Here is a 24,948-nt window from a genome sequence, read left to right as displayed (position 1 = left end):
AATTTAATATAATTTTATGAAAATTCTTATCACGAGAGGTTGAGGGACTGGCCCTATGACACCTCGGCAGCGGATTCTTTATGAATACTGTGCCAATTCCAGCAAGGTAACTTGAAAGATAAGAAAGAAGCTCATTTTGACTGTATATACAGAAGCCTCTTTCTATCTTTTAGAAAGAGGCTTTTTTACGTGAAAATAAAAGGAGGAAGAAAAATGGGAGCGACAGGAGTAACGTCACAAAGAAAAACAATTGAAGAGAGTATAGAAAGAAATAAGGAAAAGTACATAGAAACAAGTCATAATATTCATGCGAATCCGGAGATTGGTAACCAAGAATTTTACGCATCAAGAACGTTAAGTTTGTTGTTAGGAAGCGCAGGATTTCAGTTGCAGCACAATATAGCTGGTCATGAAACAGGGTTTATCGCGCGAAAAAGTTCCGGGAAACAAGGACCAGTTATCGCATTTTTAGCTGAGTATGATGCTTTACCAGGACTCGGTCATGCGTGTGGTCACAATTTAATCGGAACAATTAGCGTTGCAGCAGCGATCGCGTTATCAGAAACGCTTGAGGAAATCGGCGGAGAAGTTGTCGTGTTCGGAACACCAGCAGAAGAGGGCGGGCCAAATGGTAGCGCAAAATCGAGTTATGTGAAAGCTGGCTTATTTAAAAACATTGATGCGGCGCTTATGATTCATCCGAGCGGAAAAACAGCTCCAACGAGTCCATCATTAGCGGTCGATCCACTTGATTTTCATTTTTACGGGAAAACAGCTCATGCAGCAGCCTCACCAGAAGAAGGAATTAACGCATTAGATGCGATTATCCAGCTGTATAACAGTATTAATGCACTTCGCCAACAACTCCCATCAGATGTGAAAATTCACGGAGTTATTACTGAAGGTGGGAAAGCACCTAACATTATTCCGGATTATGCTGCGGCACGCTTCTTCATCCGTGCTGCAACGAGAAAAAGATGTGCGGAAGTAACAGAAAAAGTAAGAAATATTGCACAAGGGGCAGCGTTAGCAACAGGCACAAAAGTGAAAATTCATCAATTCCAAAATGAAATTGATGAATTGCTCGTGACAAAAACATTTAATGACGTCGTAGCCGAAGAGTTAGAACTACAAGGTGAAGAGGTAAACCGTAAAGAAAGAGTAGGAATCGGCTCAACGGATGCAGGAAATGTAAGCCAAGTTGTACCGACAATTCATCCGTACATTAAAATCGGTCCAGATGACTTAATTGCGCATACGAATGAATTTAGAGAAGCAGCACGTTCAGAATTAGGAGATAAAGCACTAATTACATCCGCAAAAGCACTAGCAAATACGGCGTATCGATTAATTACGGAAGAAGGGCTGTTAGAGAAGGTGAAAGAGGAGTTTAGAGATGTGCGGAAGAATCAGGGATAGGGAAGAAGGAGAATTATACTCGGGATTTTTTAGTAGGAAATCGAATGAAAAAAGAACCAGCCTATGGCTGGTTTTATTATATTATAAAAGGATTTTTCCACATACACTTCATATTTCTACCTTAGTATCCTCTTATCAGAACGACAATTTCTCTTCAAATTCACTCTTTAAAACAATTAAAGGAGATGATAATCCAAATTGCATTAAAGAGTCTAAAAATGCAGTGAGAGAATCCATCGAATCGCTCATGACTTTCATCATATAATTAAATTCCCCGCTAATTCGATATAAATCTGTTACTTCAGGAGCAGCATTACAATATTGGATAAAATCAGAGCATTGACTCGTTTTGAACATAATGAATGCTTGGATGTTTTTATTAATTTTGGAAGGCTCAAATTTCGTTCGGTAAGCAGCTATAACCCCTTGATCTTCAAGTTTGTTAATGCGTTCTTTTACAGCAGGCTGCGTCATGGATATAATACGTCCTATTTCTGAAACAGAAATTCTCGCATTTTCATACAACAAGTTCATAATTTTATGGTCAATTTCATCTAGTTTTACTGCGTTTTGCATTGTGTAGCCTCCTTGCTTTATTTTCTAAAGTGAATCGTAAAGTTGCAAAATTTTCTACATGAAGCTACACTCTAGAAAACAGGATCTAGGGGAATCAGACATGAGATATTTTAAAGGAAAACAATTCAAGAAAGATGTTATTTTAGTAGTTGTCGGCTACTACTGCCGTTTTTCTTTCGGTTATCGTGATGTATCTGAAATCCTGAAAGAACGTGGTATTTCAGTGCAACCAACAACCATCATGCGATGGATTCATAAATATGGCAATCCCATCTATCGAATTTGGAAAGTAAAAAATAAATCTGCACGCTTATGAAACCATTCATACCCTATATAAACAAAGGCGAAGTCTTCAAAGAGACTCCGCTTTTCAACGTACAATGAACTTCAACAATTACTAGCTACTTCCTAAACATTGTTCTGCATTTACCAACCTGTTTATGCTTTTTTCAAACTTTGCAACAGAACCAGTTTAACCATCATCATGTTCATGGAACTTTAGGTTATTTAAGTTCAGTTGAGTTCAGAAAACGAGCCCTTAAAAAAGCAGTCTGAATTTGTGTTGACAATCACACCTCCATCAATACTATCAAAAGAACCTTTATACTGTTACAGCTTGAGAAATCCATTGAGCAGTTAGTTCAGGAGATTCAACAGGAAACTGATGACCGTACTGAATACGTGTAATATCCAAGTGTTCAAACTGCTTTGGGACATGATGATCCTTGTCCAAAGCTCCCCATAGTATCTTAATTTTCCTCTTATCCCATGTCTCGGGATTTAACTGGATGGATTTTGATATAGTTAAGCAAGACATGACCGTAGCGTTAGTTTTGCGTATACGGGGGGATTTTAAATCACGGACCACAGAATGAGCGTAATTACTCAATAACTGACTGGATGTTCTGAAGCTATTGGTTTGAAGTAACTCTTTTTCCAAACGGGCGGGCTCCATATATTTTAGAACGAAACTTGTAATACGTCGAAATCTATATTTAGGTTGGATAGGATGCAGTACTGGCTGCAATAAAATGAGTTGTTTGATCAGTGAGGGCAGCCGTTCCATCACTTGAGCCGCAATCAATCCGCCAAATGAATGCCCCACTAATATAACGGGTCTGTTCAACTCAGTGATCATAGTGGAAATGCTCTCTACATAGCCTTCTATCACAGAAGGATTATGGTGATAAGGGGTACGCCCAAATCCAGGTAAATCTACGAACCAAGTATTTAAACCGCTTAAAAATTGTGAGAGGGGCAAAAGGGCATCGGCATTGCTGAACGTCCCATGAAGAAAAATAATAGGTGTTTCATTCCTATCTTTCTCTAGCGAAACTAAGTTAGCTCTTCTTCGTTGACTAAAATCTTTCTGCTCATTTTGATTTAGGCCTAAATGATTTAACCGATAATCCAAATCACTAATGATAAAAGGGAGCGTGGACGGAACTACGAATGAATTTCTGCCGTTCCTTTGTTCTATTTCTAATTTACTGTAAACAGGGAATTCCGACTTAACAAGAAAACTCATGGATTCTTTAGGAATACCAAGCATCTTATCAGCACCCATTCTAAGCACAGTTTTCAATAACGGAAGCGGTATAGTTCCTAACGGATTTGTTGTCTGCAATTCGTGTGCCATGAGTTTGATGAAAGTTCGGATCGACGGACTTTCTTGCTTAGAATCTAAAAGATAGTAGGTATTGCTTGATAACCCTTCTGTATTAACAAGTTTTGAAATAAACGAAGCCACATGGTCAATATGAACCATTGGTAACCAATAATCGTCGCCGCCTGGAACAAGCGGCATAAGATTTCGCCTTACGGCATCGACTAAGATACTAAGGCCTCCAATCTGTTCTGTTTTCCCTGAGAAGGAGTCTCCGACGATTACACTAGGATTAACAGTAGATAAGGGAATGCTCATGTTATGAAGAGATTTTCGTATATAAGAGTCGGCTAAAAACTTCATTTTTTCATAAGGCGGTTGATTGTCCAGCAAATGATCTAGATCCAACAATGCATTTTGTTCATGATAGGGACTCATAAAGCCTGCGACATGGATAAAATGCTTTAATTCTTTTTCAGCGTGGATATCCAGTGCTAGCCGAACAAGGGATTTTGCAGGGGTGAGGAAAGACTGCTCAGCTTCAATGAGGTTCAACTCAATATTCATTGGACCTCCTGCGTGAATAATTAGATCAGTTGCAAGTAATTGTTTGTAGCTGTCATCACTTAAACCTAATCGAGGCTGCGTTAGATCACCGATAACAGGAACAATGTTGTTCTGTTGATCGGGTGCCAGTTGATTGATGATGGTAAGAAGACGATTTTTTTGACGTACAAGTGCATAAATCTGATGCTGAGAAGCTAACTCAGCGATTAAATGACGTCCAATATAACCAGTTCCGCCGGTCATGAAGATATTCATAATAAAAACACTCCTTTATTATTTTATAGTACTAACTAGTACTAATATATCTAAAAATATTACTTTAGCATGGAAGCTAAAGTAGGAAATAAATTTTTGATCATATCTTGGTTGTTAGAAGCTTGAGCCAAGAAGAGAGCACCCTCAATAGAGGAGACAATCAACATAGCTGTTTGTTTAACGGGCAGCTCTTTCTTTAGTTCTTGTCGTGCAATCCCTTGGGCTAAAATCAATTCAACACCATGCAGCTGTTTTTCAAAAAAACTCTTGATTCTATCTCTAATTTCAACCGCGTCAATAGGCGTCTGTGTATACAGAGTCAGGAAAGGACAACCGCCAAGGTAGTTATTTTGTTCAATAGTATCGCTTAAAATGTGGAGTACCGCTTCTAATTTCTCTTGAACGGTGAGCTCAGTTTGAGACACAATATAATTAATTCGCTGCTCGTAATGTGCTATCAACTGATTAACAATAGCGAGTAGCAGCTCCTCCTTGCTCTTAAAATAATAATAAATGTTCGTTTTTGAAACTTTGCTATGTGCGACTATGTCGTCCATGCTTGTTGCTAGAAAACCTTTAGTAAGAAACAATGTAAAAGCGGATTGCAGAGCAATATCTTTATTAGTAAGTGTATTTTTTTTCATATTAGTACTATACAGTACTACAAATGGAGAGTCAAGGGAATGATTGATGAAATGCATAGGGGTTCGACCGCACATCCATCAACTTAAGAAAAGTAAACATCCCAAAAACAAAAAAATGAGCTACCTTCTCAAAGTAACTAACTGTAGAGAAAGAAAAAGTTCATTTAGTGGGTACTTCAAAACCTTAGCTTGATTGCGATGGGGTCACCATATCAAAAAAAAAGAAAATTGTGCGTTTAGACATATTTTTCAACCGCTTCCTGTACGTTAAGGGACTCGTTATTTTTTTTACAGTTTTTTATTATGAAATTCTAAATAACTAATTATAATAGGTGAAAAAAACGATCAATAGTTGGGGGACGGAAAGGATTCGAATTTACATTCTTTCTCAATACATATTATGGATAAATAAAGTAAAATATGGGTTGGGGTTATGTCTCATGTTGTGTTAATCCTAACAATAACTAAGGGTACATAATATGCTTTCATACCTTTGAATGATTTTGTTATAGGAGGGATGGAGATTTAAATGGCTCGAATTGTTGGTATTGATAGATACCTTTGTACTGGGGCTTTAATCTATATGCGTGAGGGCCTTTCCCTAAGTCTTGTCAGGAAGTAAGGAACAATAAGCAAACACTGATATAATATGAATAGAGAAGAGGAATGCCTTATGAAAATACGTAGTCAAATTACATGTGCAAGTCTGGCCCTTTTAATAGCTGGAAGTTCCCTGTTATATACAACACCAACCTCAATTGTAAAAGCAGAGCCCACTCAAAATGTATCTAGTTCGTTACAAACAAATACTCAACGAGATCGTACTTCCGTCAAGCAAGCAATGCGGGATACATTGCAACTTGGATATCCGGGGATACTTGCTAAAACTTCTGAGGGTGGAAAAACGTGGGGGTATGCCGCTGGAATAGCGGATCTGAGAACCAAGAAACCAATGAAAACAGATTTTCGCTTTCGCATTGGGAGTGTGACGAAGACGTTCACCGCAACAGTTGTACTTCAATTAGCTGGAGAGAATCGCCTGAATCTAGACGATTACATCGAAGACTGGTTGCCTGGTGTCATTCAAGGAAATGGATATGATGGTAACAAGATTACTATCCGGCATATATTGAACCATACAAGTGGTATCGCTGAATACTCAAGGTCAAAAGACGCTGATTTTACGGATACAAAAAAATCGTATACGGCTGAAGAGTTAGTGAAGATGGGGATTTCTTTGCCCCCAGACTTTGACCCAGGAAAGGGCTGGTCTTATTCAAACACAGGATACGTATTACTGGGTATTCTTATTGAAAAAGTAACCAGAAACAGCTATGCGGAAGAGATTGAAAATCGGATTATTGAACCACTTGAATTGTCGAATACATTCCTACCTGGCAATTCAAGCGTTATTCCAGGCACCAACCATGCCCGTGGATATGATCAACCAGACAGAGCAAGTGAGCTAAAAGACGTTACTTATTATAACCCAAGTGCAGGTAGCTCTGCTGGAGATATGATTTCTACTGCTGACGACTTAAACAAATTCTTCTCTTACTTGCTCGGTGGCAAATTACTAAAAGAACAACAACTAAAACAAATGCTTACTACAGTTCCTACAGGAAGAGAAGGAATCGATGGATATGGTCTTGGAATCTATGAAACTAAGCTTCCAAGCGGTGTCTCGATATGGGGACACACAGGTGGCATTCTAGGGTTTACTACTCTTGTTGGAGGTACACTTGGAGGCAAGCATACGTTGGTCGTCAATTGGAACAGTTTGGGTAGAGCTGACAGTCCTAATCCTTTTAAAAATATTTTACTTGCTGAATTTAGCAAGTAGGAAAAAAGGAAAAATTTATCGTAGTTTTCATAGTTAAAAATATACTTTTCTGGTTCAAAAGCCCCAACTTATTTTCGAGAAAAATTTGGGGCTTTTTTTGTTTTGGTGGCGTTTATTCTCCTTAAGTTGATGGATGTGGGGTAGCACCACATTACTATCAAGCTAAGGTTTTAATATATCTCCTAAATGAACATTTTCTTTTTCTACAGGTAGTTACTTTGAGAAGGTAGCTTATTTTTTCGTTTTGAGGGCGTTTATTTTTCTTAAGCTGATGGATATGGAGTATCCGCCCTAAGTTAAATAAATTTCGACTTAAAAACAAGTGATTTTAACAACGTTAGGAGTGTTTCATGCAGCACAATGTCATTTTTGTTGTATTGCAAGAAGAAAAATTACATTAGAAAAGAGCCAGAATTCATCCTGTTAAGGGTAAATCGACTCTTAATATTTAAAAGGATGGAAAAAAGAAACACAGAAGTAAAAAACCTCTGTGTTTCTTTTTGATTAATATATTTACTGAACTTTCCGGCACAGATGCTCCTTCTATCCTATTATAAAAGCGATTTTGAACGTAAGTAATTTGTAAGAAATGGGTAAGAAAAAAGAAATTTTCATTGTGTATGATAAAAATATAAAGAGGCGTGAAAGGCGGAACAGATATGACTTATATATGAAAAACAGACCAGTAACAAGAGTGTTTCAAGGAAAAGAAGTAATTTATGTGGTTAACATATATGTGGAAAAAGAGGGATTTACCCAGGACAGAATGACGTTTGTAAAAATAATAATTATGAAGATGATTACGAATTCAATGTTGACCTTTTTTCATTGGTGGAGATGGTAGTTGTGTGGTTAATACGAAATAGCAAGAAACCACCTATACAATATGAATAGAGGAGAGGAATGCCCTATGAAAATACGTAGTCAAATTACATTTGCAAGTCTTGCCCTTTTAATAGCTGGAAGTTCCCTGTTATACACAACGCCAACCTTAATTGTAAAAGCAGAACCTACTCAAAGTGTATCTAGTTCGTTACAAACAAGTACTCAACGAGATCGTAATTCTGTCAAGCAAGCAGTGCGGGATACATTGCAACTTGGATTTCCGGGGATACTTGCTAAAACTTCTGAGGGTGGAAAAACATGGAGTTATGCCGCTGGGGTAGCGAATCTGAGCAGCAAGAAACCAATGAAAACAGATTTTCGCTTTCGCATTGGTAGCGTGACGAAGACGTTCACGGCAACAGTTGTACTTCAATTAGCCGAAGAGAACCGCTTGAATCTAGACGACTCTATTGAAAAATGGTTGCCTGGTGTCGTTCAAGGAAACGGGTATGATGATAAACAGATTACTATCCGGCAATTATTGAACCACACAAGTGGTATCGCTGAATACACAAGGTCAAAAAGTTTTAATCTTATGGATACTAAAAAATCGTATAGGGCTGAAGAATTAGTAAAGATGGGGATTTCGATGCCCCCAAATTTTGCTCCAGGAAAGAGCTGGTCTTATTCAAATACAGGATACGTATTACTAGGGATCCTTATTGAAACAGTAACCGGGAACAGCTATGCGGAAGAGATTGAAAATCGGATTATTGAACCGCTTGAATTATCGAATACATTCTTACCTGGCAATTCAAGCGTGATTCCAGGAACCAAGCATGCCCGTGGATATATCCAACTAGACGGAGCAAGTGAGCCAAAAGATGTTACTTATTATAACCCAAGTATGGGGAGCTCGGCTGGAGATATGATTTCTACTGCTGATGATTTAAACAAATTCTTCTCTTACTTACTAGGGGGTAAATTACTAAAAGAACAGCAACTAAAACAAATGCTTACTACAGTTCCAACAGGAGAAGCTGCACTTGGCAGATATGGTCTTGGAATCTATGAAACTAAGCTTCCAAACGGTGTCTCAATATGGGGACACGGAGGTAGCATTCCAGGGTTTGTTACTTTTGCTGGAGGCACACTTGGAGGCAAGCATACATTAGCTGTCAATTTGAACAGCCTTAATGCTGATAGTCCTGATCCTTTTAAAAATATTTTACTTGCTGAATTTAGCAAGTAGGCCAAAAGGAAGAACGGATAAATTTTATCATATTTTCATAGTTAAACAAATAAATGATGAAATTGATCACTTATCTAAGGAGGCAATTCCCTCATGAAAAATAAACTAACTGGTGTATTAGCCGCTACATTAGCGCTAACTATGATTCTACCAACAGGGGCGAAAGCATTTTCTGACAGTAAGACTACAGTTGTATCTAACGCAGAAGTAGTTAGCCAAGAGCTGAAGAAGATTGCAGCAGAGAAGGCTGCGCTACTCACGAAGTCCCATGGGACGACTAGCGTGCAGTATGCGCTAATTGATAATGGCAAGCTTACTTTGTCGGGGCAGGCTGGAAAGAACGATATGGAAGGGGAACAGCCACTAACCAAAGATACTCTATACGGGATTGGTTCAGTCAGTAAAATGTATGCAACAGCGGCTGTAATGAAATTGGTCGACGAAGGAAAAGTCGATTTGGATGCTCCTGTGGTCAACTATGTTCCTGATTTTAAGATGAAAGATGTGCGGTACAAACGCATTACCCCGCGTATGTTGTTGAATCACTCCTCCGGCTTGCAAGGTTCAACGTTAAGTAATGCATTTTTATTTAACGATAATGATACCTATTCCCATGATTTCTTGTTGCAGCAATTGTCCAACCAGAGCCTGAAAGCAGACCCTGGCGCGTTCTCGGTATACTGCAACGATGGCTTTACGCTGGCCGAAATTTTGGTGGAAAGAGTCAGCGGTATGAGCTTTACCGAATTTCTACATCAACGGTTTACAGAACCCTTAAAGATGAATCATACAAAAACGCCCCAGGACAAATGGAGAGACGAAAAACGGGCTGGGCTTTATTTTCCGGCGTACCAAGGGCAGCTTCCAATTGAATCTGTGAATGTGATTGGTACGGGAGGGGTCTCTTCCACGGCAGAAGATATGGTACGATTCTCACAATTATTTATGGGACAGGGAAAAGGGATCCTCTCTGATAAGGTAGTCAAGGCGATGGAGCAAGAGGAATATAAAAAAGGAATGTGGCCGGGGGATGGAGATAATATTTTTAACTATGGTCTTGGCTGGGATAGTGTGAAACTATACCCATTCAGTGAATATGGGATAAAAGGCTTGGCTAAGGGCGGCGACACGGCACTGCAACATGCTATACTGGTCGTGCTTCCGGAACAGAAAATGGCAGCCGCTGTGTTGTCATCCGGTGGACGAAGCTCTACAAATCAACTGCTGGCAACGGAATTGCTGCTCGCCGCGCTTAAAGAGAAGGGTACAATTAAGAACATCAAGCCTAACAAATCTTTTGGCAAGCCGGTCAAGGTCAAGATGCCTCAAGACGTGGCAAAGAAAGCGGGCTTTTATGGCAATAGCGAAACTCATTTCAAAATTGAAATTACGAAGAATGGAGAACTGTTCTTACCATCTAATCAAGAAGAAAAATATGTATATACTGCGGATGGAAGCTTTATTAATGAGAAGGGTACTTCTAAGCTCAACTTTGTCACCGAGAAGAATGGAAGAACTTATTTGAGGGAGAGCACATATAAATCGACACCAGACTTAGGGCAAGGTGCGATGACTCACTATTTAGCAGAGAAACTAGAAGACAATGTGCTATCGAAGAAAACCGCTGCCGCATGGGCGAAGCGGGAAGGTGTTAAGTTCTATCTTGTGAATGAGAAATTTAGTTCTATTGAATATCTCGTACAACCGAAACTTATTACCACACAAATTACTCGTAAGGAAGGCCTGGCGGGCTATTGGGGGGGCAGAAAAATTACAGGTCCGAACACCGCGACGCATCAGCTCCAGATCCCCGTGATGAATGGCCGTGATACGACGGAAACGCATTTCTATACAGAAGGCGGCAATGAATATATGGAAATGGCCGGGTTGTTATACGTAAGTGGAACCAACGTAAAACCACTTGATGCTGGCCAATCATCCAAAGTTACACTGCAAGCAAATGGGCATGCTAAATGGTTTACGATCCCGCAAGCGGCAGCAGGAAAAAGGATGACCGTGACATTGCCATCGAAGGGTGCGTTCGCGGTGTATGATGAGAATGGAGTATGCGTCAACTTTACCATCGTGAGCGGCAATAACAAAGTAAAACTGCCGAAGAATGGAACGGTTGTAATTGCTGGGGCACCGAACTCAGAATTTGCAATTACGTTGAACTAGCTACAATTCAAGATGGACTTCAACAAAACCAGTACGACATAGGAACGGTGTTTTGCTGGTTTTTTTGTATTTACATATTTATCTTTAAGAAGAGAATTTCAACGAATAATATCACGCTCAAACTCTGCAAAAACAGCTATCAAACCAATTCAGGGAAATCATCATTTGCTCCATTAATCTTCTTGATGTAAATACGTTCGCAGCCGGTATTATGATGTACAAGCCATATACGATACAGGAATTATCCGAGGTGTTTCAGCTACTAAGTTTACGTCATATGGCACACTCACACGTCAACAGGCAGCACTTATGTTAGAACGAACTCTAGAATATCTAGGTGTAGAAAAAGAGTCAAATATAGGGCCCTACCACATCGCTATCAAGCTAAGAAAAGTAAATACCCAAATAGTAAAATTGAGATCCCCAGAGTAAAAATCATTGTTTTTGGGTAGCATAAAACCTTAGTATGTTAGCGATGTGATGCTAACCCAAATTTGAACCCTATTCCTCAATGAATCAAACAATTTAACATGGTAAAAGTATATTTGGATGAGAGTCCAATACTTACTATTGAAATTGTGATGGTTCACGTTGGAAGAAGGCACTTTAGGGTGTCTTTTCTTTATGAAAAAAATTCCCGCACAATGTACAGGGATAAAAAATTATAAGTCATGGTGGGACAGTTCCTGTTTTAGTTAATCAGGTAGTTTCTATTAAAGGTAAAAACAAAATGTAATGCTTTGAAAAAAACTATGTACTAGAACTGGTACTCTGTCGGTAAGCCATGAAAGAGGTACTTATATTATTTGTTTTGTAAATTATCTTGAATTTGTTGTTCCATATTTACTAGTGATGTTTTTAGGGGATTACTAAGCTTTTTAACAAATTTAAGAACAAGAAGCCAGTTTTTAATAATAGAATTCTAAAAGCGTTAGGGTAGAAATTTATTGTTTTTGTTAAAAAAGAATTGACTTCTACTATAGTTGTAACTAATATGGTTACATAAGGTTGTAATCGAATTAGTTACAACTTATGGCTATTTAAAGTGAAAATAAGGTTTATATATTTAATTAAGGATGGTAGTCCACATGTTATCGCCCGGTGTAGAAAGTTACTAACATATTTAAATCAAGATATATTCCGAATTTTAGTATCTTCTATTTTGGAGCAATGATGTGCAGCGCTATCTTTCATTAGAAATCTTATCTAATCTTTTTGGGAAAGGGTTAGTTTTGAAAAATATAGTAAGGTAACTCAAAAAAGAACAAGATATAAAAAAGATGTACTTATTTATATAAACCAGAAAGTTAGCTGAGAATTTTAAGTGGTAGCTGAGCTGGATAATAAAAATAAAGGTAGGAGATTTAAATGGAGACGAAACAAGATAACCTTATTTATGTATGGGACGCTTATTGTGGATGGTGCTATGGCTTTTCAGAAAGTATTAAAGGGTTTTACAAAAACCACACTGAAATGCCGTTAACAGTTTTATGTGGAGGGTTATTTTTAGATAATTTACCAATTAAAAATTTCTCATATATAGAAGAGGGAAATAAAAGAATTAATCAACTTACAGGTGCAAAATTTGGTCCTTCATATCAAAAATTGGTGGAAGAAGGTACTTTTAAAATGAATTCGAAAGATGCTGCAATTGGCTTTTCAGCTTTACGCTCATTAGCACCAGACCGTTTGTTAGAATTCACTGCGGCTATGCAAAAAGCGTTTTATTATGAGGGACAAAGTCTAAGTGATCCTGAAACATATCGTAAGATTGCAATCGAGCATGGTTTGGACCCTGAACAAGTACTAGAACGTTTAAACGCTCAAGAAACAATAATAGATGTCCAAAACGATTTCAATAAAGTGCGACAGCTTGGTGTTAATAGTTATCCTTCATTACTTTTACAAAAGGATAATCAAATTATCCCTATTGGTGGTGGGGTAATGACGCCAGATAAAATTGAAGCGCGTTTTAAAAATTTATATTAATGAATTTTAAGTTACAGTATATAACATTTAACGTTTTAAAAAAGACTAGAATTGGATGGACTTAAACCTTTTTATAACAGTCGGTTTCAATTTATTTTTTAAAAGAGTCCAAATTTAATTTTACTATCAGCTATAGTAGCAAACATGTTAGCTTACGCCAACCGACATTCATCTCTCGCCTATTTGCTGGTGCTATCACACTTTCAGGTAAATTGAAGAGGGAGCTTCTGTCGGAACAAGATAAAAACATGTTAACTAGTAAATAACTTTAACAAAAGGAGAATAACATTCTATGTTTAAAACAATTGATACAAATCAAAAAGATGTGAAATTGACGGTGTTTAGTTCAGACGAAAAAAGTTTTATGGTCACTGCAACCTTAGTTGAGAAAGCGGGACATGCATTTTTAATAAACTCAAAATTTACTCAATTTGATTCGAAAGAAATTGTTGAGTATCTGAAAAAAAACGACTTATCTTTAGATAAAATCTTTATTATTCATGGGGATCCTGATTACTACTTTGGATTAGAAAGTATTAAGGCTGCTTACCCAGAAGCTATAGCGTATGCTACAGAGTCTACTGTTGAACATATTGTTCATTCTGTCTTAGGTAAATTAAAAGTTTGGAAAGGCGCCCTAGGAGAAAACGCACCAAGCAACGTAGTATTACCTCAAGTGTTTAAAGAAAAAACGATTGATTTTCAGGGGTTAACATTTGAACTAGTAGGCTTAGATCATTACAGAACTAGCTTATTTAATAAAGAGCTAAAATTATTAATTGGTGGTATTGATGTATTTAACGAAATACATGTATTCTTAGCGGATACTAGCTCAAAAGCAGCAATGGAGGCATGGATTGAAAACTTGAAAGTATTACAAGCATTAAATGCTGACATAATTGTACCTAGCCATGGATCAATTGAAAAATCTTTAAATAATCAGGCACTTACTGCAACTATGGATTACCTAAGAACTGCGGTTCAAGCTTCTGAGGAAAGTAAAACTTCAAAAGATTTTGTAGCGAAACTTGATGCAGCATATCCAGGCTATGCAAATAAAGGTGTATTAGAATTAAGTGCAAAAGTTGTAACAAAAGAAATGCCTTGGGGTTAATACAATGAATAAATATCAAAAACTATTACATGAAACGTATGTGTTAACTGGCGAAGGGAAATTGGATGCGTTCAAAACGTATTTAAGTGAAAATGTATCTTGGACAGAAGCTGCTGGGTTTCCATATGCAGGTACTTATATAGGTCCAGATGAAGTAGTGAAAAATGTACATGAACGTCTTGGCACGGAATGGGATAACTATAGCGCTAAAGATGAAATTTATACATTTAATAACAATACTGTTATCGTTTATGGAAAATATAGTGGAACATATAAAGATACAGGGAAATCGTTCATAGCAGATTTTTGTCATCTGTATGAGTTTGATGAGAACGATAAGGTTAAGAAGTTTATTCAAATTGTGGACAGTGCAACTGTTAATGAGGTATTAAGTTAGAGTTATTAGTTTCTAACATGCCTTGTATAAGGGGTAGTGTTAAGATAAACGAAATTTCCTCACATTACATTTTTGGGAAGGTTTCTACTTCTCAAGCGTGTTATGGAAGATAACTTATATGATTAGAAGAGGTAGGCATAAATGAAATTAGAGAAAAATTTAATAGTAATAATTATTTCTGTGTTTATTTTAGGAATTGTGTCGACTTTGATATTTCAAGCTTCCACCGGTAATAACAAAGGAAACTCAATAAAGAGTGAGAATGTTGCCTCAGTATCAAAAGAAGCGACAAAAAATGAAAAGAATAAAAAGATGGTAGTTGATTTCTATAATGAAGTTTTTAACAAACATAATATCGATATTATCCCTAAATATGTAAGTGAAGATTATCAGCAACATAATCCTTTTGTTGCTGATGGACGAAAAGCCTTCATGGATTTCTTTAAAGAGGATTTTGTTAAAAATCCTAATTCCTTTGCAGAGATTAAACGAGTAGTAGTAGAAGGAGATACAGTTGCTCTTCATGTACATTCTCGTACTAATTCTCAAGATAAGGGAGTTGCTATAGTCGATATATTTCGTATAAAGAATGGTAAGATTGTCGAACACTGGGATGTAATTCAAGAGATTCCAAATGAGGCAGCTAATGATAATACTATGTTTTAGACAGAAGGTATATTCAATTGTTAGTGATGTATAGAATCTAGAAATTATAAAATGAAGGGGATGTCCTGGGTATACTACTAGGACATATCTTTTTGTTTTAACGAGATTTAATATATTATCATTTGTAGAGTGCTTACTTCATATGTCTTCTGATAACTTACCCCTGAAACTGCACCATGTTAATATTAAATTATCGTATTAATTTGTAAGAAAGCTATTTTATATTGAGCAAGAAAAAGTATTCAAGTATAGATTTTGAAGAGGAAGTTTTTTTGATAAATCAAAAAAACTTGATGAACTAGTTGCATATAGAACTCATCTGCGTATATACTATAAATATCAAAAAAAGTTGATGAAGGGAGAGTGAACTACAGTGGCACAAGATTTTCAGCTCTATGAGAAAAAATTTAAAGCGTTGGCTGATCAGAAACGGTTAGAGATTATGTATGAACTTTGCCAGCGGGGTCAGACTTGTGTATGTGATTTAACGGAGATTTTTGAAATGACGCAATCTAAGTTGTCCTATCATTTAAAGATTTTATTAGATGCAGGTTTAATTGTAAAAGAAACAAAAGGTACGTGGAGTTATTATGATTTAAATGATGCGGAAGTAAATAATTTATTATCAGAAGAATTATGCTGTATCTTTAGAAAAACAGGCAAAGGTAGTTGCTGTTAAAATTTTGCACTATTAATCAAAAAAAATTGATTAATAGTATTTAAAGAGGAGGAATAAGCTATGAGATATGTTCACGTTGGTATAAATGTTACGGATTTAGAGAAGTCTATTCAATTTTACGAAAAGGTATTTGGTGTGTCACCAGTTAAGGTGAAAATGGATTATGCAAAATTTTTATTAGAGACGCCAGGACTTAATTTCACGCTGAACGTGCGAGATGAAGTTAAAGGAAATCAGGTAAATCATTTTGGTTTTCAAGTGGATACAGCTGAAGAAATTACATTACATAAAGAAAGATTAGAAAAAGAAGGTTTCTTTGCGCGTGATGAGATGGATACAACTTGTTGCTATGCGGTTCAAGATAAGTTTTGGGTAACGGATCCTGATGGGAACGAGTGGGAATTCTTTTATACAAAAGCACATAGTGATGTTCATAAAATTGAAGATCCATCTTGTTGCACGACTTCTAACGTAGTAGATAAAAATTCTTGTTGTTAATAGGAGATGGAAAATAAAATGAAACGTTTATCTTTTCTAGATCGATATTTAACACTATGGATTTTTCTAGCTATGGCTGTTGGGATTGGTTTAGGGTTTGTGTTTCCTAGTGTAGTAGACGGATTAAATACATTACAAGTTGGAACGACGTCCATCCCGCTCGCTGTTGGTTTAATTGTCATGATGTATCCACCGTTGGCGAAAGTTCGTTACGAGGAAATGGGCCGGGTATTTAAAGATGTAAAAGTATTGGTTTTATCTTTAGTGCAAAACTGGATTATTGGTCCTGTACTTATGTTTGTTTTAGCAATTATTTTTCTTCCAGATAAGCCAGAATACATGGTCGGGCTCATTATGATTGGTTTAGCACGTTGTATTGCAATGGTAATTGTTTGGAACGATCTAGCAGATGGGGATAAAGAGTATGCGGCAGGTTTAGTAGCTTTTAACTCGGTATTCCAAATGTTATTCTTCTCCGTTTATGCATACGTGTTTGTAACAGTCATTCCAGAATGGTTAGGAATTGAAGGGGCTATTGTCGATATTACAATGGTAGAAGTAGCGAAATCAGTATTTATCTATTTGGGAATTCCTTTTATAGCAGGTATGTTAACACGCTTTGTACTAGTTAAGTTAAAAGGAAGACAATGGTATGAAAAGGTGTTTATACCTAAGATTAGTCCACTTACATTACTTGCATTATTATTTACAATCATCGTTATGTTCTCTTTAAAAGGGGAAATGATTGTTAGCGTACCACTAGATGTAGTAAGAATAGCAATTCCGTTATTAATCTATTTTATTGTGATGTTTTTTGTTTCTTTCTTTATGGGAAGAAAAATTGGTGCAAACTATCGGGTGACTACAACGTTAGCATTTACAGCAGGTAGTAATAACTTTGAGTTAGCAATTGCTGTAGCAGTTGGTGTATTTGGTATTCATTCGGGTGCAGCATTTGCAGCTGTTATCGGACCGTTAGTGGAAGTACCTGTAATGATTGCCCTTGTAAACGTCGCTTTTTGGTTTAAGCGTAAATATTTTAATGATCAATCAGTATAATTTAAAAATAAAGGCGGAAAACAACATGAAAAACAAAAAGACAATCTATTTCTTATGCACAGGAAATTCATGCAGAAGCCAAATGGCAGAAGCATGGGGCAAACAATATTTAGGCGATAAGTGGAATATCTATTCTGCAGGAATCGAAGCACACGGAGTAAATCCAAATGCCATTAAAGCGATGAAAGAAGTAAATATCGACATAACAGATCAAACATCAGATATAATTGATGTAAATATTTTAAATAACGCTGATTTAGTTGTTACCCTTTGTAGTCATGCGGATTCTGTTTGCCCTTCGACACCTCCGCACGTAAATCGTGTTCACTGGGGATTTGATGACCCGGCAGGAAAAGAATGGTCTGAATTTCAACGTGTTCGCGATGAAATTGGGGAACGTATAAAACGATTTTCTGAAACAGGGGAGTAAATAAAGGAAAGAGCCAATCTTCTATCGTATAGGGGATTGGCTCTTTTTCTATACATAGTCACTACTGCATTGGTTTACAACAACTATCTCAACGAATGCAGAATATTATGTAAGAATGATATAGTTAGAATGGTAGTCTGTCTCTATTAAATTTATATATAGAAAAAAACACTATTGGTAATTAACAATGAATAAAATTTTGGTTTTTAGAGTAATCGAGATAGTAATCATAAAAAATAGCGTGTAATAAAAATTTTTTCACATGAAAGGAAAAAAGGGTGAAACACATAATAAAAGACGTATTAATAAATTATTTTAAAGAAATTCATTCACTAGCAGTGGAAGAAGAGCTACATAAAAATAGCTGGAATACAGATTTACACTATAAAATTATGGTGAATGGAAAGCGATATTCCGCACGGTTTATCAATAGCAAGCGAACAATCAATCCAGCTTTTGGGGCGTTATCAAACGAACAACTGATAGAGCAAGTACGTTTTACGTATTATTTACGCGAGCATGGAGTCCTTTTTATGCAAATTAATAAAAATAGGTCAGGGGAGTCATTTACATTAGTCGCTTGGAATGATGAACAATACCGATTTATATTGTCTAATTGGATTGAAGGAGAACATATTACACTCTGTACAGAAGCTATCGCAGAAGCATTTGGAAAGGAAGCAAGAAAGGTTCATGATATTTCTAGTGCATTTCAAAGCGCGATTTTTCAGAAGAAATCTCATTTGGATGGGTATGTTGAGTTTATTAATATGTTAGAAAGCAAGACAAGCGCATGTAAGGAATTGCGGGAGTATATAGATCTTGCTAAATATCATATAGACTGCGCATATACGAGTGAATTAGAGTTTATTGTACAAACAGACTTAAATCCTTTGAATGTTTTATGGGGCTCAAGTCAACAGGTAAAAGGAATTGTAGATTTTGAATCTATTAGTTATGTTGACCGTATTGAAGGGTTAGCCTTTTTAATAAAATGGTACTCTCGAACGAAAGGAATACAGTCGCATAAAGTATGTCCGGAAGTTGCTAGAGCATTTTTAGAAGGGTATAAAGCTAATAACATTTTAACTTCAAATGATTATAAAAGACTTTCTTCGTTGCTATGGTTATCCGGTAGTTTAAATTGGAACTTCGTTAAAAAGACGATGAGTCTATTAGGTGACGGGAGAGAATTAGAGGAACATTTGAAAGTTTATAGAGTAAGGGGAGAAAGGTTGTCTTCATTGTTTTAATTTGTAGATAACATTTCTTCTCTTTTGGGATTTATAAAACAAAGCATATGAGGTGTTCTAAAAATGAAAATACAAATTGTATTGTTTGACGGATTCGGAGAGCTTGTCTCCTTTGCACCTTTTGAGGTATTGAAAAGAGCGATAGAAGAAGGGGCTCCGTTTACGGTTGAATTAGTTTCTAGTGAACCAAAACAAGAGGTTACTACTTCGTTTGGAGTTACGGTTAAACTACATGATTTTTTACGAATGGATAATCGTCCAGATTTGTTAATTGTATCTGGTGGTGGCTGGAATCATAAAGCTGAACATGGGGCACGAAAGCAAGCAGAGATTGGAACTTTGACCAAAATGATTAGAGAGATGCACGATGAAGGAACAATTGTTGCTGGAGTTTGTACAGGAGGTATGTTACTAGCTGTATCCGGTATATTGAATGATAAAAAGGCAACAATGCATCATTTGGCGCAAAATGAAATTAGTCAATATGGAGCAGAACTTCTTCATTACAGAATTATGGATCAAGGCGATATTATTACTGCAAGAGGAGTTACTTCAGGGATTGATTTAGGTCTTTGGATCACGGAAAGGTTTGCAAGTCCCAAAATTGCAGCTGCTGTTGAATATAGAATGGAATACGAGAGGCGAGATGTTGTGTGGAGTTAATTTGAATTCTTTTTCATTTGAAGACAAGAGTTCATTACTCTGAAGAAATAAAGTGGAAAGTGATTCAAATGAAAAAGAATGGGTATTCAAATCGTACCATTATAGAGACACTTGGAATTAAAAATACTACAATTATGTGCGAATTCAAGAAAAATCAAAAGACCTATCCCCTAAAGAATATAGAGAACAGGTGGTTTAGGTATTTTGATATGTGTTCCGATTTTGGGGGTCACTTCAAAAAAAGATAAGTGCTTTTTATTTTTTAGCAACCAGGTAAAACAATCTCCACATTAAAATCAAAATATATATAAGAACTATCTCGACGAATGCTTACTAAAGTTGCTGTACCATTTACTTGTGAAAGTCCATTTACACATAATAGAGGTAAAGATCCATCACAGTTATAGCAAAGAACATTGTTTATTTGTACAACATCATTTAAATATGCACTAAATCCTGTTCTTGGACCTGTACATGGAAAAAATTGAGCTGGAAATCCAAAATAGAATGGTAAATTTCCAACTGCAGTAATTTGAGATACAGAAACATTACATTCTATAACACCACAAGGAGTAGTTACAGATGCTTGAGCATCACATTGAGCAACATTAAGTTTTAAATAAAATGGATCTGTAATTACAGGGAAAGTATCACCAACATGTAATGGCTCTGAAAAAATAATTGATGAAGGGTTACTCGTACCGGCCGTTAATCTAATTGTCCCAGAAGTATTTATGACGTTTTGACAAGGAGTAGAACAGTCTAATAATTGTTCTACATCTGATGTACTTTCATTATCTATCTGAATTTTTTCAGAAGTGTTTAAAACTTGATTTAATTCCTCCATTTTTTCACACACCTTTAATTCATTTTTAATCTACCTTAATAAAAAATGAAATTAAATAAGAATTAGTACATGTATCACTTATTTTTGGATGTGAGGTATTAGTTCCTAAATAAAATTTTTCTTTTTCTGCAGTGGATTCCTTATAAAATGAAATCAATCATAGAGTGCCTTGCTCCGACTTGAACAATCTTAATTTTACATCACATCGCTATCAAGCTAAGAAAATAGAGCTACCTCCAGAATGAGGTTTTGCCCTAACTTGCAATAAAAAAGCTCATTTTTTTGTTTAAGGTGGATCTGTTTTCTTAAGTTGATGAGGTGACGGTACCACATTTAAAGAAATTTAGTTTTGTTAGCTTAATAGTAATTCAACTTTTAATTTTTCACTTTACTATTATTAGATTTGTTAGAAGGGGTATCATTTATTTGATATAATTAATGGATGTGAATCAAGAAATAGAAAGAAAGATACTTCTAGTGATTTTATACTTAAAATGTAGGGAGATTAAACAGAGTTATGGGGAATGAAAAAGAAATTAGTTCCGCTAAATTAATATGGAAGATGACGCGCCCACATACATTAACGGCGACGTTTTCTCCTGTAATTTTAGGGACAGTGGCATCACTTTACGTTGCAGAAATTCATTGGCTTTTATTTATTGCGATGATGGTTGCATGTTTAGCGTTGCAAATAGCAACGAATTTATTTAATGAGTACTATGATTTCAAACGTGGATTAGATACCGCTGATTCTGTTGGCATCGGTGGTGGAATTGTCCGTCATGGATTGAAACCAAAAAATGTTTTAACAGTTGCGCTTTTATTGTATGTGGTAGCAGCATTTATTGGCATTTATATTTGTATGAATAGCAGCTGGTGGTTAGTCGTTATTGGTTTAATTGGGATGGCGGTTGGCTACTTATATACAGGTGGTCCATTACCAATTGCGTACACTCCATTTGGAGAATTAGTTTCTGGATTGTTAATGGGGACATGTTTTGTACTTATTGCTTTCTTTATTCAAACGAATACGATAACGATTGAAAGTGTATTGATTTCCATTCCAATTGGAATTTTAGTCGGTGCAATTAACATGTCGAATAACATCCGAGATATCGAAGAAGATATTAAAGGTGGAAGAAAGACATTAGTAATCCTACTTGGGAGAGAGAAAGCAGTAGTAACATTAGCTGTAGCCTTTTTCATTGCTTATTTCTGGATTGCCGTAATTGTGTTGATGGGTTATATAAGCCCTTGGGCATTAGTTATGTTCCTAGGTTTGAAAAAGCCAATCTCTGCAATTCAAAGTTTCCAAAAAGGGGCAAAGGATCCCGGGTATATGCGTATCGCAATGAAATCAACAGCGATGACAAATACGATTTTTGGCTTCTTATTATCAGCAGGACTATTAATTAGTTACTGGTTTTAAATGAAAAATATTTTTAAGTGACTAAACCCCAATTTCTCAATTTTAATATAGAGAGATTGGGGTTTTTATTTTTTGTTAGTGGTACCCAATCACTATCAAGCTAAGAAAATCTCATTCTGAAGAAAACAAAATATTTATCAGCAATTACCTTTAGTACACTTAGCCACTTCATAGCTGTGTTTATAGCTGGATTGTTTTTTACATAGGTAAAAACAGATAAACTCAAACTCTGTCATTAATGTCTTTGACCGTATTTGTGATTTTTTGTAAAATGATATATAGAAAAATTGTGAATATACAGGTAATATGTGGGTAATAGTTTCTAATAAATTTTCGCATGGAATTTTATAAATAAAGGGGCAGGAGGAAAGGATCTTATATGGGAAACAGGACATTCTTGAGCGTTACAAATGCCGATACAGATTTGGTCAATTATGAGAATACAGCTTTCGAGACGAATAATTTTCTGGCTCCGGTATGGTTTTGTCTGGTCAGTCAAGAGCAATTCCAGCGCTATAGCAGGCAGCTTATGCAAGCTTGGAGCAAGATTCAACCTTATATGGATCAACCGGATACGGAGGAGTTGCCTGAGTGGGAATGCTTTTCTAAAGCGTTCCAATGGCAGATTCCATGGGAGGATGCTGCAGAGCAGATACGTCTGAGCTTACCAGTCACACTGGCCCATTTCCCCTCGCTAGCTGCTCCTGTGCATGAGTGGCTAGAAACTTTATCGACCCATGTACAGCAACATTCTGCTGCTGTTATTCATCTGGATCTTTCGCAATATTTCTCGTTCACGGGAGACCCCGCTCTTTATTTGAAAGATATTCAAGAATACGTTATCCTCTGGCAGTCGCCGTATCTCTCGCAGGAGAAAATCTGGCAGGAAGCAGCCGATAATTTCTATATGCTGAGTGGGGAGCATCTGCCGTGGAGAGAATGTACGGTAGCTCAACCGGAGCTTGCTTCGGAAATTCAGCCAACGCAGTCCGTTTTTCTAATACTTGGAAACAACCAGCCCAAATGGCGGCAGGAGCTCTATATATGGTTGCTCGCGATTCTGTCCGCAGCCCTTTTTCTTACAGTCTATGTCAATACCTCCAGTGGTTGGTTGTCGATGCTAGCTTTCCTCATCCCTTCTCTATCTATCATTTTGTGGAATATGGTTATTGGTCTGAAAAAAAATTCTTATCATCGGTTGGAAACGGCTACGACCTTGAATAGGAACAGTTCTTCCTCTTATGCTGTGTTCAGGATTAAGTATTTCGATGGGCATTCACCTATTAGGGTAGATGGCATAGAAATTGGCTCTTCAGAGGATAAATCATTACCTGACCGTATCCCTTGGTTGCAAATTATGCAAGCGAAGGTATTTTCATCTCATGAGATTGAGCTTATGATTTCTACTAAAACTTCACCAGTTTCTAAAGTGCAACTTCATTTGAAACTGGATGAACAGATGATAGCTAAAGATACCGTATCAGCGGTTAATGCCATTGTGTTGGCTCATAAAATATCCGTTTAACTGCAATTTTGCCCTCAACTAGAAAGCTGTTTTTACAGTAGGCAGTATTGGTTTTAAATTCTATACTTGTTAAAAAAGTAATTTTAAAGGACGAAAATCATATATAAAATTCGAATTAAAAGACTAGTAAAATTCTAGTCTTTTTATTTCCAAACTTCCCTAATGGTGTGCACTAGACATACTCCTCAACTTAAGAACTCAAATAAAATGAACATACCAAATAAACCTTAATCAAACCAATTTTAAAAATGATGTAATTTTCTTTTGTGAGCTCTCTATACTAGTTAAATTTTATCGTTAAGACGCAAGGAATGGACGAATCTTTAAGGAATATGAACAATACCTAATAGTTATTTCAGCTGTTAAACTAAGTTCCATTAAACATATAGTGTTTAATTTTTACAAAATAGCATCGAGGGATCGTATTATTTTTTCTAAACTTATTAGTTAAGATTATTCGACAATCATATTAATAATAATTAAAGTATAGAATATACACATCTTAAGGAGGGCATATATGTGAAGAAATGGATCAAAATTGTTCTGTACTCTTTACTAGGTATTTTAATTATGGGAAGTATTACTTTTTTGACTTGGTCTCAGTTTACTTACAAACCAACTAAGGAGGCCTTGTCGTTAGTAGATGATAAAAAAGATGAAGAGAATATAGTATTTGGACAGAAAGATGCTAAAATAGGGATTGTTTTTTATCAAGGTGCTAAAGTAGAAGTTGAGTCTTATAGTTACTTGGGGGAAGCTCTTGCAAAAGATGGGCATTTTGTAGTAATGCCTAAGTTACCGTTAAACTTAGCGATACTTGGAACAAATGTAGTAGACAGTATAATTGAAAAGTATCCTGAAGTTCAAAAATGGTATGTTGCTGGGCATTCAATGGGTGGAGCTATGATTTCTAAGTATGCCTTTCACCATGAAGAAAGGGTAGACGGGATAATTCTCTTAGGCTCTTATCCTGCAGATGATTTCTCTACCAAACTGATTCCAATGTTATCAATTTATGGGGAAGTAGATGGCTTAGCAACTGTAGAAAAAATAAAGAACAGTAAAAAGTTAATGTCAAAGAATACAACCATGCACATGATAAAAGGGGGGAATCATGCTAATTTTGGCATGTATGGTGAGCAAAAAGGTGATAATTCCAGTTTAATTACGTCAAAAGCACAACGAGATGAAACAGTGAAAGTAATTGAACAATGGTTATTAAAACAATGATAAC

At 36.4% G+C, this 24,948-nt stretch carries 22 protein-coding genes, 2 pseudogenes and 1 riboswitch; of the genes and pseudogenes, 20 read left to right on the top strand and 4 right to left on the bottom strand.

Features of this window, described 5'->3' with window-relative positions; translation table 11 throughout:
- Window positions 1-23 precede the first annotated feature (23 nt).
- Window positions 24-125: riboswitch (SAM riboswitch) on the top strand.
- 88 nt (window positions 126-213) lie between these two features.
- Window positions 214-1,419, top strand: coding sequence for a M20 family metallopeptidase (locus tag MKY70_RS16545; protein WP_341025261.1), 1,206 nt, complete (start codon window positions 214-216; stop codon window positions 1,417-1,419).
- 135 nt (window positions 1,420-1,554) lie between these two features.
- On the opposite strand, the gene MKY70_RS16540 is transcribed toward MKY70_RS16545, so the two are convergent.
- Window positions 1,555-1,995 (bottom strand): Lrp/AsnC family transcriptional regulator, encoded by a 441-nt coding sequence (locus MKY70_RS16540; protein WP_341025258.1) that lies wholly within the window; start codon window positions 1,993-1,995, stop codon window positions 1,555-1,557.
- A 100-nt stretch (window positions 1,996-2,095) separates the two neighbouring features.
- Here MKY70_RS16540 and MKY70_RS16535 point away from each other — a divergent pair.
- A pseudogene (locus MKY70_RS16535) lies at window positions 2,096-2,302 on the top strand (IS6 family transposase); the annotation flags it as partial.
- Window positions 2,303-2,596: 294 nt separating this feature from the next.
- Here the strand turns inward: MKY70_RS16535 and MKY70_RS16530 are convergent.
- Entirely contained in the window at window positions 2,597-4,423 is a 1,827-nt protein-coding gene (locus MKY70_RS16530) for an alpha/beta fold hydrolase (RefSeq protein ID WP_341025255.1), read from the bottom strand.
- 59 nt (window positions 4,424-4,482) lie between these two features.
- A complete protein-coding gene (locus MKY70_RS16525) occupies window positions 4,483-5,067 on the bottom strand; it encodes a TetR/AcrR family transcriptional regulator (protein ID WP_060749950.1) in 585 nt (194 codons plus the stop codon).
- Window positions 5,068-5,740: 673 nt separating this feature from the next.
- Between MKY70_RS16525 and MKY70_RS16520 the strand changes: the two genes are divergently transcribed.
- The 15 genes and pseudogenes from MKY70_RS16520 (at window position 5,741) to MKY70_RS30850 (ending at window position 20,112) form a co-directional block, all read left to right on the top strand.
- Window positions 5,741-6,910 (top strand): serine hydrolase domain-containing protein, encoded by a 1,170-nt coding sequence (locus MKY70_RS16520; protein ID WP_341025252.1) that lies wholly within the window; start codon window positions 5,741-5,743, stop codon window positions 6,908-6,910.
- A 910-nt stretch (window positions 6,911-7,820) separates the two neighbouring features.
- Entirely contained in the window at window positions 7,821-8,987 is a 1,167-nt protein-coding gene (locus MKY70_RS16515; protein ID WP_341025249.1) for a serine hydrolase domain-containing protein, read from the top strand.
- 93 nt (window positions 8,988-9,080) lie between these two features.
- Complete coding sequence (locus MKY70_RS16510) at window positions 9,081-11,165, top strand: serine hydrolase domain-containing protein (RefSeq protein ID WP_341025246.1); 2,085 nt, start codon at window positions 9,081-9,083, stop codon at window positions 11,163-11,165.
- Between the two features lie 1,368 nt (window positions 11,166-12,533).
- Window positions 12,534-13,154: a DsbA family protein gene (locus tag MKY70_RS16505; protein WP_060752024.1), complete on the top strand. Its 621-nt coding sequence runs from the start codon at window positions 12,534-12,536 to the stop codon at window positions 13,152-13,154.
- 292 nt (window positions 13,155-13,446) lie between these two features.
- Window positions 13,447-14,268 (top strand): cytoplasmic protein, encoded by an 822-nt coding sequence (locus MKY70_RS16500; RefSeq protein WP_341025243.1) that lies wholly within the window; start codon window positions 13,447-13,449, stop codon window positions 14,266-14,268.
- Window positions 14,269-14,272: 4 nt separating this feature from the next.
- A complete protein-coding gene (locus tag MKY70_RS16495; protein WP_341025240.1) occupies window positions 14,273-14,665 on the top strand; it encodes a nuclear transport factor 2 family protein in 393 nt (130 codons plus the stop codon).
- 141 nt (window positions 14,666-14,806) lie between these two features.
- Complete coding sequence (locus tag MKY70_RS16490) at window positions 14,807-15,331, top strand: nuclear transport factor 2 family protein (RefSeq protein ID WP_341025239.1); 525 nt, start codon at window positions 14,807-14,809, stop codon at window positions 15,329-15,331.
- Between the two features lie 373 nt (window positions 15,332-15,704).
- Window positions 15,705-16,010, top strand: coding sequence for an arsenical resistance operon transcriptional regulator ArsR (gene arsR / locus MKY70_RS16485; RefSeq protein WP_000046014.1), 306 nt, complete (start codon window positions 15,705-15,707; stop codon window positions 16,008-16,010).
- A gap of 60 nt (window positions 16,011-16,070) precedes the next feature.
- Window positions 16,071-16,508, top strand: a complete 438-nt coding sequence (locus tag MKY70_RS16480) for an ArsI/CadI family heavy metal resistance metalloenzyme (protein ID WP_088031559.1) — start codon at window positions 16,071-16,073, stop codon at window positions 16,506-16,508.
- A gap of 18 nt (window positions 16,509-16,526) precedes the next feature.
- Complete coding sequence (gene arsB, locus MKY70_RS16475; protein ID WP_113735231.1) at window positions 16,527-17,567, top strand: ACR3 family arsenite efflux transporter; 1,041 nt, start codon at window positions 16,527-16,529, stop codon at window positions 17,565-17,567.
- Window positions 17,568-17,592: 25 nt separating this feature from the next.
- Window positions 17,593-17,997, top strand: a complete 405-nt coding sequence (gene arsC, locus MKY70_RS16470) for an arsenate reductase (thioredoxin) (protein ID WP_088031557.1) — start codon at window positions 17,593-17,595, stop codon at window positions 17,995-17,997.
- Between the two features lie 278 nt (window positions 17,998-18,275).
- Complete coding sequence (locus tag MKY70_RS16465) at window positions 18,276-19,250, top strand: phosphotransferase enzyme family protein (RefSeq protein ID WP_002013620.1); 975 nt, start codon at window positions 18,276-18,278, stop codon at window positions 19,248-19,250.
- A gap of 63 nt (window positions 19,251-19,313) precedes the next feature.
- Entirely contained in the window at window positions 19,314-19,913 is a 600-nt protein-coding gene (locus MKY70_RS16460; protein ID WP_341025233.1) for a DJ-1/PfpI family protein, read from the top strand.
- Window positions 19,914-19,930: 17 nt separating this feature from the next.
- Window positions 19,931-20,077 (top strand): annotated as a pseudogene (locus MKY70_RS30855) (IS3-like element ISBt2 family transposase); the annotation flags it as partial.
- Window positions 20,050-20,112, top strand: a complete 63-nt coding sequence (locus MKY70_RS30850) for a hypothetical protein (protein WP_353825783.1) — start codon at window positions 20,050-20,052, stop codon at window positions 20,110-20,112. The pseudogene MKY70_RS30855 and the gene MKY70_RS30850, both read left to right, overlap by 28 nt.
- A 63-nt stretch (window positions 20,113-20,175) precedes the next feature.
- Here the strand turns inward: MKY70_RS30850 and MKY70_RS16455 are convergent, their stop codons facing one another.
- Window positions 20,176-20,760, bottom strand: coding sequence for a hypothetical protein (locus MKY70_RS16455; RefSeq protein WP_131245547.1), 585 nt, complete (start codon window positions 20,758-20,760; stop codon window positions 20,176-20,178).
- Between the two features lie 517 nt (window positions 20,761-21,277).
- Here MKY70_RS16455 and menA point away from each other — a divergent pair.
- From menA to MKY70_RS16440, 3 genes are all read left to right on the top strand, one after another.
- The gene (gene menA / locus MKY70_RS16450; RefSeq protein ID WP_341025231.1) at window positions 21,278-22,189 is read left to right on the top strand and encodes a 1,4-dihydroxy-2-naphthoate polyprenyltransferase; all 912 of its coding nucleotides are present in this window, start codon (window positions 21,278-21,280) and stop codon (window positions 22,187-22,189) included.
- Between the two features lie 379 nt (window positions 22,190-22,568).
- On the top strand, window positions 22,569-23,714 hold the full coding sequence (locus MKY70_RS16445) for a hypothetical protein (RefSeq protein ID WP_341025229.1): 1,146 nt from the start codon (window positions 22,569-22,571) through the stop codon (window positions 23,712-23,714).
- 519 nt (window positions 23,715-24,233) lie between these two features.
- Window positions 24,234-24,944 carry an alpha/beta hydrolase gene (locus tag MKY70_RS16440; protein ID WP_341025227.1) on the top strand — a complete coding sequence of 237 codons (711 nt, stop codon included), beginning with the start codon at window positions 24,234-24,236 and terminating at the stop codon, window positions 24,942-24,944.
- Window positions 24,945-24,948 lie beyond the last annotated feature (4 nt).

Origin of the sequence: Bacillus sp. FSL R9-9492, assembly GCF_038007365.1 — a bacterium.
Lineage (GTDB): Bacteria > Bacillota > Bacilli > Bacillales > Bacillaceae_G > Bacillus_A > Bacillus_A mycoides.
Note: the sequence above shows the minus strand (reverse complement) of the source record. Positions and strands in the feature narration are given on the sequence as shown.